16 protein-coding genes are annotated in these 15,325 nt (G+C 50.3%); 6 read left to right on the plus strand and 10 right to left on the minus strand.

What is annotated here, in order from left to right; translation table 11 throughout:
• Positions 1-181: 181 nt before the first annotated feature.
• From C1192_RS03220 to manX, 4 genes are all read right to left on the minus strand, one after another.
• On the minus strand, positions 182-640 hold the full coding sequence (locus tag C1192_RS03220; protein WP_000156311.1) for a DUF986 family protein: 459 nt from the start codon (positions 638-640) through the stop codon (positions 182-184).
• A gap of 54 nt (positions 641-694) precedes the next feature.
• Positions 695-1,546 (minus strand): PTS mannose transporter subunit IID, encoded by an 852-nt coding sequence (manZ, locus tag C1192_RS03225; RefSeq protein WP_001516270.1) that lies wholly within the window; start codon positions 1,544-1,546, stop codon positions 695-697.
• 12 nt (positions 1,547-1,558) lie between these two features.
• Positions 1,559-2,359 carry a PTS mannose transporter subunit IIC gene (gene manY / locus C1192_RS03230; RefSeq protein ID WP_000406934.1) on the minus strand — a complete coding sequence of 267 codons (801 nt, stop codon included), beginning with the start codon at positions 2,357-2,359 and terminating at the stop codon, positions 1,559-1,561.
• A gap of 62 nt (positions 2,360-2,421) precedes the next feature.
• Complete coding sequence (gene manX, locus C1192_RS03235) at positions 2,422-3,393, minus strand: PTS mannose transporter subunit IIAB (protein WP_038355628.1); 972 nt, start codon at positions 3,391-3,393, stop codon at positions 2,422-2,424.
• A gap of 316 nt (positions 3,394-3,709) precedes the next feature.
• Between manX and C1192_RS25870 the strand changes: the two genes are divergently transcribed.
• Positions 3,710-3,868 (plus strand): protein YoaL, encoded by a 159-nt coding sequence (locus tag C1192_RS25870; RefSeq protein ID WP_269471531.1) that lies wholly within the window; start codon positions 3,710-3,712, stop codon positions 3,866-3,868.
• Positions 3,856-5,412 carry a CNNM family cation transport protein YoaE gene (gene yoaE / locus C1192_RS03250; protein ID WP_038355627.1) on the plus strand — a complete coding sequence of 519 codons (1,557 nt, stop codon included), beginning with the start codon at positions 3,856-3,858 and terminating at the stop codon, positions 5,410-5,412. Before C1192_RS25870 ends, yoaE begins: the two co-directional genes overlap by 13 nt.
• A 3-nt stretch (positions 5,413-5,415) precedes the next feature.
• Here yoaE and pdeD read toward each other — a convergent pair whose 3' ends face one another.
• The 4 genes from pdeD to pabB all read right to left on the minus strand — a co-directional run bounded on the left by pdeD (position 5,416) and on the right by pabB (position 10,635).
• Entirely contained in the window at positions 5,416-7,014 is a 1,599-nt protein-coding gene (pdeD, locus tag C1192_RS03255; protein ID WP_038355626.1) for a cyclic di-3',5'-guanosine monophosphate phosphodiesterase PdeD, read from the minus strand.
• Between the two features lie 129 nt (positions 7,015-7,143).
• Positions 7,144-8,508, minus strand: coding sequence for an L-serine ammonia-lyase (sdaA, locus tag C1192_RS03260; protein ID WP_000624308.1), 1,365 nt, complete (start codon positions 8,506-8,508; stop codon positions 7,144-7,146).
• Positions 8,509-8,691: 183 nt separating this feature from the next.
• Positions 8,692-9,270, minus strand: coding sequence for a CoA pyrophosphatase (locus C1192_RS03265; protein ID WP_000456725.1), 579 nt, complete (start codon positions 9,268-9,270; stop codon positions 8,692-8,694).
• Between the two features lie 3 nt (positions 9,271-9,273).
• Positions 9,274-10,635: an aminodeoxychorismate synthase component 1 gene (pabB, locus tag C1192_RS03270; RefSeq protein WP_038355625.1), complete on the minus strand. Its 1,362-nt coding sequence runs from the start codon at positions 10,633-10,635 to the stop codon at positions 9,274-9,276.
• 73 nt (positions 10,636-10,708) lie between these two features.
• On the opposite strand from pabB, the gene C1192_RS03275 reads away from it, so the two are divergent.
• Positions 10,709-10,888, plus strand: a complete 180-nt coding sequence (locus C1192_RS03275) for a YoaH family protein (protein WP_000457334.1) — start codon at positions 10,709-10,711, stop codon at positions 10,886-10,888.
• 6 nt (positions 10,889-10,894) lie between these two features.
• On the plus strand, positions 10,895-11,347 hold the full coding sequence (locus C1192_RS03280; RefSeq protein ID WP_038355624.1) for a pentapeptide repeat-containing protein: 453 nt from the start codon (positions 10,895-10,897) through the stop codon (positions 11,345-11,347).
• A gap of 91 nt (positions 11,348-11,438) precedes the next feature.
• Here the strand turns inward: C1192_RS03280 and C1192_RS03285 are convergent, their stop codons facing one another.
• Together C1192_RS03285 and C1192_RS03290 are read right to left on the minus strand one after the other, a co-directional pair.
• Positions 11,439-11,738: a DUF1889 family protein gene (locus C1192_RS03285; protein WP_001112001.1), complete on the minus strand. Its 300-nt coding sequence runs from the start codon at positions 11,736-11,738 to the stop codon at positions 11,439-11,441.
• A gap of 419 nt (positions 11,739-12,157) precedes the next feature.
• Positions 12,158-12,502, minus strand: coding sequence for a RidA family protein (locus tag C1192_RS03290; protein WP_010376144.1), 345 nt, complete (start codon positions 12,500-12,502; stop codon positions 12,158-12,160).
• Between the two features lie 131 nt (positions 12,503-12,633).
• On the opposite strand from C1192_RS03290, the gene yoaA reads away from it, so the two are divergent.
• Together yoaA and tsaB are read left to right on the plus strand one after the other, a co-directional pair.
• The gene (gene yoaA / locus C1192_RS03295; protein ID WP_000128825.1) at positions 12,634-14,544 is read left to right on the plus strand and encodes a DNA repair helicase YoaA; all 1,911 of its coding nucleotides are present in this window, start codon (positions 12,634-12,636) and stop codon (positions 14,542-14,544) included.
• Between the two features lie 57 nt (positions 14,545-14,601).
• Positions 14,602-15,297 carry a tRNA (adenosine(37)-N6)-threonylcarbamoyltransferase complex dimerization subunit type 1 TsaB gene (gene tsaB / locus C1192_RS03300; RefSeq protein ID WP_001221005.1) on the plus strand — a complete coding sequence of 232 codons (696 nt, stop codon included), beginning with the start codon at positions 14,602-14,604 and terminating at the stop codon, positions 15,295-15,297.
• Positions 15,298-15,325: the final 28 nt, after the last annotated feature.

Raw genomic sequence — 15,325 nt, forward strand, 5'->3', positions numbered from 1 at the left:
AGAATATAAAACAACTGTCAGAATATATTATTCTATTGCTATTGCTGATAACGATTTTCATTTAGATTTATATATCAATAAAACGTTAAAAATAATAACAAATAAGGGACGGCGTAATATAGCCTAAGCTATGTCTGGTTATTAAAAATACACTACACATAGCTTTGGCTAAGTTGATAACTTATTGAGTTGAAACTAGAAGTTTATAAATCTTTTCCAGATCGTCGATATTTCGGACGCGGATTAACAAACGGCGCTGTTCTAATTGCATCACCAGTACACCATCTTCCGATAAGTTCATCGCTTTAATTCGGCTATATTCAATCCAAACATTGGCGAAGAAAAACCCTTTTTGTTTGAAGATGATTTTCGGAACCCGGATCCAGAAAGTATAAAATCCCATTAGCGCCAGTGCACTTAATAACCAGGTGGTTATTTGTGCGCCATGGCTGGTTACATTGTTATAGATAAGAATGACAATCAGCCCGACAAAGATAACGCTATCGATGCGACCGCGCCGGAGCAAAGGAATTGCCAGCAGGGTGGGGCCGTTGCGGCGGGGCATGATGAACTGATCGTATATCGCAAAAGCAAGCAGTGCGGCGATGAACAGAATCAGTACCAGTTCCGTGATTGTCATTAATCCTCCAGATAAAAAAACGGGGCCAAAAGGCCCCGGTAGTGTACAACAGTATTACAGTCCCAGCAGGCCGCAAGCGTAACCAGCGATACCAATGACGAAGAAGCCAACGATAATCCACAGCGGGTTAACTTTTTTGCGCAGCAGCCACATACAGGCAAAGGTCAGCAGCAGCGGCACCAGGCCTGGCATTAACTGGTCAAGAATGGTCTGGACAGTGGTAACGTGCTCTTTACCCGTCTGGTCGGTGATGCGAGAGACGACCAGAGGGATGTTGACATGTGTCCACTTGTTAACCAACGCCCCCATGACAAACAGGCCGAGAATAGACGCCCCTTCCGTCAGTTTTTGCAGGAAGCCGCCACCCATATCTTTAACGATATCGATACCTTTGGAGTAACCATACGCTACGCCGTAGTAACGTGTTGCCAGACGCACCAGGTTAAACAAGATAAAGAACAGCAGCGGACCTAACAGGCTGCCACTCATCGCGATACCGGCTCCCAGTGCTGCAAAAACCGGACGTACCGTACCCCAGAAGATCGGGTCACCCACGCCTGCCAGCGGACCCATCAGACCTACTTTGATACCGTTGATAGCACCGTCGTCGATCTCTGCGCCGTTAGCACGCTGTTCTTCCAGCGCCAGGGTTACGCCCAGAATTGGCGCAGCCACGAACGGTTGGGTGTTAAAGAATTCGAGGTGACGTTTAATCGCCTGTTTACGGGCATCATTGTTCTCAGGGTAGAGGCGACGAATCGCCGGAACCATAGAGAAGCAGAAACCCAGTGCCTGCATACGTTCGAAGTTCCATGAACCCTGGAAGAGGTTAGAACGCAGGAAGACGCCACGAATATCACTCGGAGTGAGTTTTTTCTCGGTGGTAGTTTTAGTTGTATCAACCATTTCGCTCACCTGTTAGTCCAGTTCGTTATCGAGATCGTTGTTACCAGCAGCCTGAACAGGCGCACCAGCTACGCGGTTATATTTCGGGCTAAGTTGGATGTAGAGCACTGCCATAACAGTACCAATTACACCCAGAGCAACCAGGTTAAAGTTGGTGAATGCTGCGGTTACGAAGCCGAGGTAGAAGAACGGCATCAGGTAGCCTGCACGCATCATGTTGATAACCATTGCATAACCAACAACCACGATCATGCCGCCAGCAATGTTCAGACCATTGGTCACCACTTCCGGAATGGCGTTCAGCATGTTCTGAACTTCACTGGTGCCTACAGACAGCGCAACAATTACGGCCGGGATAGCCACACGCATCGCTTGCAGGAACAGCGAAGAAACGTGGATCCAGGAAATTGCCGTCAGGTTGCCATTCTCAGCCGCCTTATCCGCAGCGTGCTGGAAAGCAACGGTGATGGTACGAACGATGATGGTCAGCACCTGGCCCGCAGCGGCCAGCGGGATTGCCAGCGCGATACCGGCACCGATGCTCTGATGACCTGCAATAACCAGAATGGTCGAAATGATAGAAGCCAGAGCGGCGTCAGGCGCAACTGCGGCACCGATATTCATCCAGCCCAGAGCGATCATTTCCAGAGTACCACCGATAATAATACCGGTTTTCATATCCCCAAGAACGATACCCACCAGGGTACAGGCGATTAACGGACGGTGAAACTGAAATTCATCGAGGATAGATCCCATACCTGCGATACAGGCTACGATAAATACCAGCACAATTTGAAGAGTGGTAATCTCCATTGTACTTCTCCTGTTTACGTAAGACTTAAGTGTGAAAACTGAGTGATAATCAACACAATACGTTACTTATCGATTTTGCTGATCAGATCCATCATTTTCAGTTTCGGATCGGTGGAAACCTTACGGACTTCCAGTTCGATACCGCGTGCATTCAGTTTCTTGAACGCTTCGATATCTTTTTCATCAACCGAAACCGCGTTATTCACCTGGGTTTTGCCCTGACGGAATGCCATACCACCGACGTTAACAGAGGTAATTTTCACGCCGCCTTCAACGAGGCGCTCAACATCTGTCGGGTTGGTGAATAACAGCATTACACGTTCGCCAGCATATTTCGGGTTGTTGTAGACGCGAATCATCTTGGCAACATCAACCACGTGTGCTGTTACGCCCGGAGGTGCGACCTGGGTGAGCAGTGTCTTACGAACGGTATCCGCAGCCACTTCATCACTAACAACAATAATACGGGAGACATTGGTTTCTTTGGTCCAGCGGGTAGCTACCTGACCGTGAATCAGACGGTCGTCGATACGCGCAAGGCCAATAACCATGTAGTCATTTGGTCCCATTGGTTTTGCCGGAGTTGGGGCCGCTTTGGGTGCCGCCGAAGCGGGGGCGGGAGCTGCTTTTTCAACCGGTTTGGCTTTCAGTACTTTCACACCTTCACGGCCTGTTTCTACTGCCAGCGCCACCAGTTCATCAAAGCCCGGGTCATCATCACGAGCCATTAACGTTTCCACCAGCATTGGAATGTTAACGCCTGCGATCACTTCATAATGCTCTTTGTCGACGACAATGCGGCTGGCAGCATTGAACGGGCTGCCTCCCCATGTATCAACGAGAAACAGCACGCCTTTAGTGGTGTCGAGTTTTGCCAACTGAGCGTTGTACTTTTCGATCAGCGTTTCGGCATTTTCGCCTGGAACGAAATCGATCCAGCCGACGTTTTCCTGCTCGCCTAACAGCATCTCTGCCGTTTTAAGCAACTGCTCTGCAGCCCAACCATGTGTGCCTATAACAATAGCAATGGTCACTTGCTACCTCCTTTATTATTGTTAACACCTCAACGTGCCAGATGTATTTTTGAATCGTCGTCCACAATCGAATCGATTCAGATAAGGGTTACAACCAAAAACCCCCTGCGTTTCGCGATTTATTTTAGATATCGAAAAAAATATTTTATGTGATGAAGATCCGTAATTTAACTTTGAATTATCAAAATTCCGGAAGAGAAAATATTTTCGTCACATTTGTTTGCAAAGGAAGGTAAATCTTTGCCAAATCAGAGGTCTCTCTGATATGTTTAACTCCCGTTTAACAACCAAGGAGTATAGGGCAGCAGCCCGCAGTATGGATCGTCACCGACGTCATTTCAGCATCAGGCCTTTCAGCGCCTGCCTTTCTGGCACTTTTTGCCGCACCTTTTGTTTGCATTTTGTTGTTACGCCTGCATTATTTCTGGCGCCGAATAGCTATTCCTTAAGCAGGAGCTTGTCATGGAATTCTTAATGGACCCCTCGATTTGGGTGGGGCTACTCACGCTTGTCGTTCTTGAAATCGTGCTGGGTATCGATAACCTGGTTTTCATCGCCATCCTTGCCGACAAACTGCCACCGAAACAACGTGATAAAGCTCGTTTGTTAGGACTGTCGCTGGCGCTGATCATGCGTCTGGGACTGCTGTCGCTGATTTCATGGATGGTCACGCTGACCAAACCGCTATTTACCGTGATGGATTTTTCCTTCTCTGGTCGCGACCTGATTATGTTGTTCGGGGGGATATTCTTGCTGTTTAAAGCGACAACGGAGCTGCATGAACGGCTGGAAAACCGCGATCATGATTCCGGTCACGGTAAAGGTTATGCCAGCTTCTGGGTGGTAGTAACGCAGATTGTCATTCTCGATGCCGTCTTCTCGCTGGATGCGGTGATTACCGCAGTTGGGATGGTCAACCACCTGCCGGTGATGATGGCGGCGGTGGTGATTGCGATGGCGGTCATGTTGCTGGCGTCGAAACCGTTGACGAGATTCGTTAACCAGCATCCTACAGTGGTGGTGCTCTGCCTGAGCTTCTTGTTAATGATTGGTCTGAGCCTGGTTGCTGAAGGGTTTGGCTTCCATATTCCGAAAGGTTACCTGTATGCCGCGATTGGCTTCTCGATCATCATCGAAGTGTTTAACCAAATTGCGCGCCGTAACTTTATTCGTCATCAGTCAGCTTTACCGCTGCGTGCGCGTACTGCCGATGCCATCCTGCGTTTGATGGGGGGTAAACGTCAGGCGAACGTTCAGCACGATGCCGATAACCCGATGCCGATCCCTGTGCCGGAAGGCGCGTTTGCGGAAGAAGAGCGATATATGATTAACGGTGTGCTGACACTGGCGTCTCGCTCTCTGCGTGGGATTATGACACCGCGCGGCGAAATTAGCTGGGTTGACGCTAATCTTGGTGTTGATGAAATCCGTGAGCAGTTGCTTTCTTCGCCACATAGTCTGTTCCCGGTATGTCGCGGTGAACTGGATGAAATCATCGGTATCGTGCGTGCTAAAGAACTGCTGGTGGCGCTGGAAGATGGCGTTGATGTCGCAGCAATTGCCTCGGCTTCTCCGGCGATTATCGTTCCGGAAACCCTCGATCCGATCAACCTGCTGGGCGTGCTGCGTCGTGCTCGCGGTAGTTTTGTTATCGTTACCAACGAGTTTGGTGTGGTGCAAGGCCTGGTCACGCCTCTGGATGTGCTGGAAGCCATTGCCGGTGAGTTCCCGGACGCTGATGAAACGCCGGAAATCATTACTGACGGCGACGGCTGGCTGGTAAAAGGCGGTACAGACTTACATGCCTTACAGCAGGTGCTTGATGTTGAGCACCTTGCCGATGACGATGATATCGCGACGGTGGCAGGTCTGGTGATTTCTGCAAATGGTCACATCCCGCGTGCTGGCGATGTGATTGACGTAGGGCCGTTACATATCACCATTGTTGAAGCTAACGATTATCGTGTTGATCTGGTTCGCATTGTTAAAGAGCAACTGGCGCACGACGAAGACGAATAATCATTAACGAAATGGCATGACGGGCGTGATATGCCCATTATGCCGGGCGGGCGGCGGTTGGCTGCCCGCCAGCCATTTTGGGAAATCACGCAGTGGCATCGGCTGCGCGTACAAATACCCTTGTAAAATATGCACCCCATGACGGCGTAAATACTTCGCCTGTTCTTGCGTTTCTACGCCCTCCGCCACCAGTTCAATATTCAGTCTTTGCCCCAATGCGATGATGATATCGGTTACCGTCGAGTTAACCGCATCGGAACCAATTGCAGCGGTGAAAGACTTATCGATTTTCAGCACATCAGGGCGTAACGTTTCCAGCCAGGAAAACGAACTGTTGCCGGTGCCGAAGTCATCAATCGCCAGTTTGACGTTTTTACGATGCAGTTCGCGGGCAATCCGATAATCGACATCCAGTAAGGCATCGCGCTCGGTGATTTCGAGGATGAGTTGCTGAATCGAGTTAGCACTAAACCAATATTGATTGAGATCCTTCAATAACACGCCGCGGCGAAAATGGCTGGGGGCGACGTTAATCCCAATGTGAAACTGGCTGCTCATTGGAAAAACGTGGATTTGGCGGATGGTTTCCATCATCACATAACGGGTAAGCGGCACTATCAGATGATGTTCTTCCGCGATAGGGATAAATACATCTGGTGAGATCCACCCCTGACGCGGGTTATTCCAGCGCAGCAATATTTCTACACCAACACATTGCTGGCTACGAGCGTTTAGTAAAGGTTGACAGAATAGCTCGAATTCATGTTGCGCGAGGCCAAGATTAATTTCGCGCGAAAAGCTCATTCTATGGGCGGTTGCCAGCCATGCGATGTAACCCACCAGTAAACTCAACAGTACCGCCAGTGGAAACTGGCTGGGAAGATGATGTAACGCCAGCGCTGTCGCACCAGGGCCGCTAACGCTGATGGTAAAAGGGAAGTTCTGCGATGAAACTTGGTAACGTTCATTGCCATTAAGTGGAGGTAAAGCGTCAACCAGACCGTCACCATAGAGTAAATGGCGATCAGCCACCGTCAGGCTGGCGTTTCTAATTTGCGGCAACTGCGGTTCCAGTAACATCGTCGTCAATAGGTCAATGTTGATCATCTCCAGAACGCCATCGCCAGTATGTGATTGAGAGGGATACCACTGGATCAGCACTGGACTACCTTTAATCAACACGCGATCGGTGGTAAGGCGCAAAAGAGCCTGTGGGGCGGGCAAATCGGCCTGAATATCATGAACCGGAACATTGCGATAGCCAAAGATACTGGAGCAGTAAAGTGTACCGTTTTGTACCAGACCAATAGAACGCACCGTTTGCAGTTTTGCGGCTTGTTTGCGTAGAGGCAAATGAGTGACTGAGCAAGGGAGGCCAATCAACGGAAGTAACATCTCGCGTCCCGCCTGAAGGGGTTGCAATATATTATCCAGCTCTTCAACCGCGTGATTGGCGAAAAGTATCACCCGCTGTTGATTTAAATTACGCTGTGAAATAAATCGCACGCTTAGTGTCGCCACAAGCGTAAAGAGTGCGCAAATTGTACAAACAATCATTCGATTACGGCGATAAGTTTTGATGATCCGTTGTGCTTTTTGCATGCGGGCCGCCCTGTAAGCGTATGGCAACAAACGCCTGACGCAACAGTGGAAGTGTAGTGGGGAAATTTACAGCAGACGAGAAAGCGGGGGAAATTCGCCCATCCGTTGCAGATGGGCGAAAGAAAAGTATTAGTCACACTGGACTTTTATTGCCAGACCACCGCGAGAGGTTTCACGGTACTTGGCGTTCATATCCTTACCGGTTTCGTACATTGTCTCGATGACTTTATCCAGCGAGACGCGCGGAGCACTGGTGCGGCGTAAAGCCATGCGTGCGGCGTTGATCGCCTTCACCGATGCAATAGCATTACGCTCAATGCATGGCACCTGAACCTGACCGGCCACCGGATCGCAGGTCAGACCGAGGTTGTGTTCCATCCCAATTTCCGCTGCCACACAAACCTGTTCCGGGCTACCGCCCAACAATTCAGCCAGGCCTGCGGCGGCCATTGAACAGGCTACGCCGACTTCGCCCTGACAACCCACTTCAGCACCGGAAATAGAAGCGTTCATTTTATACAACGCGCCAATTGCCCCAGCGGCCATAAAATAGCGGGTATAGATATCCGGGCTGACCGATTCAATAAAGTGGTCGTAATAGGCCAACACTGCCGGAACAATGCCGCACGCACCGTTGGTAGGCGCTGTCACCACGCGACCACCTGCGGCGTTTTCTTCGTTCACTGCCAGCGCAAACATGTTCACCCAGTCGATAACATTCATCGGATCGTTAGACAGTTTATCGCTGGAAACCAGCATCCGGCGCAGGGCAGATGCACGGCGCGGAACACGCAGCGGCCCAGGCAATACGCCTTCGGTATTCATTCCGCGATCGATACACGCCTGCATGGTCTGCCAGACATGCGCGAAATAGTCATCGATCTCTTTCTTACTGTGCAGCGCCAGTTCGTTCTGCATTGCCAGGCCGGAAAGGGAATAGCCAGTTTCATTACAGTACGCCAGCAACTCGGTTGCAGATTTAAACGGATACGGCACACTGACTTCGTTGGTGGCATCGTGACCAAAATGTTCTTCATCGACGATAAAACCGCCGCCGATGGAATAATAAGTTTTGCTGTAAACAACTTTATCGCCATTATACGCGTGGATCTGCATCCCGTTTTCATGCAGCGGCAGGTTGCCGTTATGAAAACGCATCCCATTGTCACGGGGGAAATCCACTTCATGCCGTCCCTGCGCCAGCAGCAGACGTTCGCGCTCTTCTACGTCGCGAATAAAACCGGGAATACTGTCGATATCCACGGTGGCAGGTTCGTTACCTGCAAGACCCATAATAATGGCGATATCGGTATGATGGCCTTTACCCGTCAGCGATAGAGAACCGTAAACGTCCACGGCAACGCGGGTAACGCTATCCAGTAAGCCTTTTTCGACCAGATCATCGACGAACTGTTTACCCGCCTTCATAGGCCCTACAGTATGGGAAGATGAGGGACCAATCCCCACCTTAAACATGTCGAATAGACTAATCACGATAATACTCCTGACAAGGTGACTGGACTTCCAGTAACGAACTAATAACAGCGCATAGTGTAAGAGGGAACGCGGCGATCGGCTTAACTATTCACATGAATTAAACTAATCAAAAACCGCGATTTAACTAATATTGCGATGATTGTCTCAAGTAGTGTTTTGTAGATGTAAAGATAAGTATAGTCAGGGTTTCACACCAATTTGCAGTGCCAGCTCACGAATTATGCCTGCGGTCATTCCCCATACAAAATACTGTTCGTACCAGGAAAGCCATACCCGATGTGAATCGCCACGGCGGTAGATATCTAAAGGGTGATAGCGCCCCAGATGTAATGCCTGAGCGAGCGGCATTTCAAACACAGCGGAGACTTCATCTTCACTGGCGCGATAGGGTAAATCGGGCGGGATAATACCGACGACTGGGGTTACCTGGTAACCCGTTACGCTATCGACGGGCGGCAGCACGCCGATAACTTCAACGGCTGAAGGCGGTATAGCGACTTCTTCTTCGGCTTCGCGTAGCGCGGCGGCGATAACTGACGCGTCGGTGTCATCTACTGCGCCACCTGGAAACGCCACCTGTCCGGCGTGTTTACGCAGGTGAATTGAACGCTGAGTAAGTAACAAACCCGGTTGCGGTCGGCGCACGATGGGGATTAACACAGCAGCCTGACGATGATTTAAGGTTTCCCGGTTAATTTGCGGGCGCAAAAGTTGAAAGCGTGATAAAAAATCATCAAGCGTCAGGCTACGGTATTCCACGTCTTACTTCTCCAGTTGCTTCAGAATACGATTAACTTTATCAAAAGTTTCCTGATATTCCGCCTCTTCCTGGCTATCGGCGACAATACCGCCGCCCGCAGAGCAGTAAATTTGCCCGTTAACCGCGGTCAGGGTGCGGATAGTGATGCTGGTGTCCATATTGCCGCAAAAACTTAAATAGCCAATGCTGCCACACCAGGCGTTGCGTCGCTGAGGTTCCAGTTCGTCGATAATTTCCATTGCCCGTACTTTCGGTGCGCCGGTGATTGAGCCTCCGGGAAAAGCCGCGCGCAGCAGATCGCTGGCATGCAACTGCTCGGGAAGGCGTGCCGTTATGGTGCTGACCAGATGATGCACTGCAGGGAAGGGCTCCACCACGAACAGCTCCGGCACTTTTACCGAACCTGCGACGGCAACACGGCCAATATCATTACGCATTAAATCGACAATCATCAGGTTTTCGGCGCGATCTTTCGGTGAGTTCGCCAGTTTTTCTGCCTGTTTGCTATCTTCCTGAGGATCGGCCAGACGCGGCAGAGTGCCTTTAATCGGACGGGTCTGGATCTCACCATCAGCACAAAGAATAAAACGTTCTGGCGAGAGGCTTAAAATCGCACCTTGCTCCAGGCGCAGGAAGGCACTAAATGGTGCACGGTTGGCCTGGTTGAGTTTAACGAACGCCAGCCACTCATCACCAGAATAGGTAGCTTGAAAACGCTGGGCAAGATTCACCTGGTAACAATCGCCGCTGTGCAGATATTCCTGCACCTGGCGAAATTTCTCGCCATACTGTTCGCGGCTCATATTAGATTGCCAGGCAGAGGTTAGCGTGAAATCACCCTGCGGTGTAATTTGCTGGTTTTCCAGCCACGCCAGACGGGCATTGACATCATTATGACTCAGCAAAGAAACAACCCGGTGCTGGTTGTCGACAATCAACGCCCAGTCGTAGATACCTACCGCCATATCAGGAAGGTTGATATCTCTCAGCGCCAATTCCGGCAGGGACTCAAAACGGCGGCCCAGGTCATAGCCAAATAAACCCAGTACGCCACCCTGAAATGGCAAATTACCATTATGCAACGGGTGAATGTTTGCATGCTCCAGCGCCTGTTGGAGTACCTTTAGCGGGTCATCAGTGGTCGTTGTACGGGTTTCTCCTTCACACACCACGGTTTCATTACCGTGAGTTGTTAAGGTGCAAACGGGGTCTGCCACCACAATATCAAACCGACTATGCGGATGATCGGCATAGCCGGAGTGCAAAAGCATCGCCCACGGCAAGTGGCTCAAGCGGGAGAAATAAAATTCAGCGGCGTCCTGACGCCAGGGTAAAGTAATCACAGCGGGAGATAACGTCTTCATTAGTCCTGACTCTACTGGCTATGTGCCGGGTAGCATGAAATAATTAGCGCCAACAATTTAGCAGGAGTTAACAATGTTTGCAGGTTTACCTTCACTCACCCATGAACAGCAGCAAAAAGCCGTTGAGCGGATTCAGGAATTGATGGCACAGGGGATGAGCAGCGGTCAGGCAATCGCACTGGTAGCCGAAGAGTTACGCGCCAACCATTCCGGCGAACGGATTGTGGCGCGTTTTGAGGATGAAGACGAGTAATACACAATGATCCGTATCGATTTCGTCACGGATGACGTTCTGTATCTTGATACGGATAGCCTCATCGGCTGGGATTTTTCCGGCATGAATTTACATCGCGCTATTTTTGATGGCATGTGTCTGGATGGTGCTCGGTTTAATGATGCACATCTGCGTAATATCAGTTTTATCACATCCTCCCTTATTGGGGCCGACCTCTCGTCTGCCGCCCTGATGTGTGCCTGGCTAAATCACACCGATCTGACGAATTGTAATTTTTATCAGTCACGCCCCATTGCTGCTGATTTTAGACATTCACGACTTTGTGGGGCAGATTTTACCGCTGCCGATTTAAGAGGTGCTAATTTCGCTGGGACAGATCTTCAGAATGTTTGTTTCAACGGGGTGCATTATGACAAGCGAACCATTTGGCCTGCAGCGTTTGAACCAAAGAAACGCGGGGCTGTTTTGCTTGATTGAATTCAGCGGTTTTATTGATAACGAGAAAAAAGGACGCTTTTCTAAGATCAATGAAAGCGTCCGGATTGATTTTTAGTGCTGGAGTTTTGACTCACACAAGGGCTTTAAGTTCTTCCTGCATATAAGACGAGAAGTATTCAGGGTTTTTAATCACCACGCGTTCACCAGACTCCATTTTTTTTGCCCAGCCAACCATTTTTTCCGTGAATCCAGGATTCCAGCCTTCCTGTTCAGCTCGCGCAGTAATATCGGTGGCCGTCGCGGGTACACCCAGAGCATGCAAATATTTAAATATTCCCTTCGCCGTACTTTCATTCATAGAGCTGGGGGTTGGTGCTGATATATCCATAGCACTAATGAAATCCAGGGCTTTATCTATTACAGCAGGCATATTCTTGTCCTTAAATTAACCACGTTTTCGATAAGGCTATATATGACATTAAATTGTGCCTAATATCAAAAGGATTATGACAATATCTCATTCGTTAACCTGTTGACATTCAGGTATTTTAAAGGTAGCAGGTCATGGCGGGTTATCTAGTGATGTGCCGAAATTAACAGAGAATCGTAGTACCGTAGCCTGGTTGTTCAGGTAAGTAAGGGCAACAGCGGAAAACAGGTTAGGTTAATTGAGTGATTAACACGTGGTTTAGTTTTTATGATTAATATCGTTTCTTTATAAATAAACTTGAAATCAAAAAAATAAATAATAAAGCCCCCGACTGGGGCACCGTCCATCTAAAGTAAGAGCTTAAGCACTGGTCGATTTGTTCATGATCGACCAGTATTTTCGATAATTCTCTTCCGGAATTAAACCGCCGCAATAATCTTAATTTCAACTTTATACTGCGGATTCATCAGTCCCGCTTGCACCGTGCAGCGTACCGGAGCATGACCCGCGACAACCCAGGCATCCCACGCTTTATTCATTGCCGCAAAGTCGTTTTTATCGGCCAGGAAAATGGTGGCATCCAGAATGCTCGACTTATTGCTGCCCTGTTTTTCCAGCACCGCGTCAATTTGCGCCAGTGTATTTGCCGTTTGCTCAAAAGCATCGGCGTCGAGGTTTTCCGGTACGCCAGTGTAGTAGAGCGTGTTGTTGTGGATCACCACATCAGACCAGCGGGCTTCGGCGTCTATACGAACGATAGTCATCATTTTGTCCTCATTATCATTCCATTTTTGTGCTGCAAAGACTGCCACAATGTGAAGTCGCCGTCATCACTTCAACTGGCGAAAAATAGCCTGGCCTGACATAATCCCTGTTCAAATCAACAGGGGGTAGTGTGACGGACGATTTTGCACCAGACGGTCAGTTGGCGAAAGCGATACCAGGCTTTAAGCCGCGTGAACCACAGCGACAGATGGCGGTAGCCGTCACCGGGGCGATAGAAAAAAGCCAACCGCTGGTGGTGGAAGCGGGAACCGGTACGGGCAAAACCTACGCTTACCTTGCCCCTGCGCTGCGGGCGAAAAAGAAAGTCATTATCTCGACTGGCTCGAAAGCATTACAAGATCAACTCTACAGCCGTGATTTGCCGACGGTGTCAAAGGCGCTGAAATACACCGGCAATGTGGCATTGTTGAAAGGACGTTCAAACTACCTCTGTCTCGAACGTCTCGAACAGCAGGCGCTGGCGGGCGGCGATCTGCCGGTACAAATCTTAAGCGATGTGATCCTGCTACGCTCCTGGTCCAATCAAACCGTCGATGGTGATATCAGCACCTGCGTCAGCGTTGCGGAAGATTCTCAGGCATGGCCGCTGGTCACCAGCACTAACGATAACTGCCTCGGCAGCGACTGCCCGATGTATAAAGATTGCTTTGTGGTCAAAGCACGCAAAAAAGCGATGGACGCCGATGTAGTGGTGGTAAACCATCATTTGTTTCTGGCGGATATGGTGGTCAAAGAGAGCGGATTTGGCGAACTGATCCCGGAAGCGGACGTGATGATCTTCGACGAAGCCCATCAGTTGCCGGATATTGCCAGCCAGTACTTTGGTCAGTCACTTTCCAGCCGACAACTGCTCGACCTGGCAAAAGACATCACCATCGCCTATCGCACTGAATTAAAAGACACTCAACAGTTACAAAAGTGCGCCGACCGCCTTGCTCAGAGTGCGCAGGATTTTCGCCTGCAACTCGGTGAGCCGGGTTATCGTGGCAATCTGCGCGAATTGTTAGCCAATCCGCAAATTCAGCGGGCGTTTTTACTGCTCGATGACACGCTTGAACTCTGTTACGACGTGGCGAAATTGTCGCTGGGTCGTTCCGCGTTGCTGGATGCGGCATTTGAACGTGCCACGTTATATCGCACACGTCTGAAGCGGCTGAAAGAGATCAACCAACCGGGCTACAGTTACTGGTACGAATGCACCTCACGTCATTTCACTCTGGCGCTGACGCCGCTCAGCGTGGCGGATAAATTCAAAGAGTTAATGGCACAAAAACCCGGAAGCTGGATTTTTACCTCGGCAACGTTGTCAGTGAATGACGATCTGCATCATTTTACCTCCCGGCTTGGCATCGAACAGGCCGAGTCGTTGCTGTTACCCAGCCCATTTGATTACAGCCGCCAGGCGTTACTCTGTGTGCCGCGTAACCTGCCGCAAACTAATCAACCGGGTTCCGCACGGCAACTGGCAGCAATGTTGCGACCGCTCATCGAAGCCAACAATGGGCGCTGCTTTATGCTTTGCACCTCACACGCCATGATGCGTGATCTGGCCGAGCAGTTCCGTGCCACCATGACGCTTCCCGTTTTGTTGCAGGGTGAAACCAGTAAAGGGCAATTGTTGCAGCAGTTTGTCAGTGCCGGTAACGCGCTTCTTGTCGCAACCAGTAGTTTCTGGGAAGGGGTGGATGTGCGCGGCGATACGCTGTCACTGGTGATTATCGACAAGTTGCCGTTTACCTCGCCGGACGACCCACTACTAAAAGCGCGAATGGAAGATTGTCGTTTGCGCGGTGGCGACCCGTTCGATGAAGTGCAACTGCCAGATGCGGTCATTACTCTCAAACAGGGGGTAGGGCGACTGATTCGCGACGCCGACGATCGCGGTGTGCTGGTGATTTGCGACAATCGGCTGGTGATGCGCCCTTACGGCGCGACGTTCCTCGCCAGCCTGCCGCCTGCGCCGCGCACCCGTGATATAGCCCGTGCGGTTCGTTTCCTTGCGATACCTTCCTCCAGGTAATTTGTGATGGAGTATGGTATGATGCGCGCCTTTTTATTGATCTAAGCACGAAGACCCATGCGAATTCTGGCTATCGATACCGCGACAGAGGCCTGCTCTGTCGCCCTGTGGAATGACGGCACTGTCAACGCTCATTTTGAGCTTTGCCCACGTGAACATACTCAACGAATCTTACCGATGGTGCAGGATATCCTGACCACCAGCGGAACCTCCCTGACTAACATAAACGCATTAGCTTACGGGCGTGGTCCCGGTAGCTTCACCGGTGTGCGTATCGGTATTGGTATTGCACAAGGGCTGGCGCTTGGCGCGGAGCTGCCGATGATTGGCGTCTCCACGCTAATGACCATGGCGCAAGGGGCATGGCGCAAAAATGGCGCGACCCGCGTGCTGGCGGCCATTGACGCGCGAATGGGCGAAGTTTACTGGGCCGAATATCAGCGTGATGAAAATGGTATCTGGCACGGTGAAGAAACCGAAGCTGTACTCAAACCAGAACTCGTTCATGAGCGGATGCAGCAGCTTTCCGGTGAATGGGTGACGGTGGGGACAGGCTGGCAAGCCTGGCCGGATCTCGGTAAAGAGAGCGGGCTGGTTTTGCGCGATGGCGAAGTGTTACTGCCCGCCGCAGAAGATATGCTGCCGATTGCCTGCCAGCTCTTTGCTGAAGGCAAAACGGTGGCAGTGGAACATGCCGAGCCGGTTTATTTGCGTAACAACGTCGCGTGGAAGAAACTTCCGGGCAAAGAATGAATCTTAAGAATATGCCCTGAGAAAAAAA

This window comes from Escherichia marmotae (assembly GCF_002900365.1).
GTDB classification, from domain to species: Bacteria; Pseudomonadota; Gammaproteobacteria; order Enterobacterales; family Enterobacteriaceae; genus Escherichia; species Escherichia marmotae.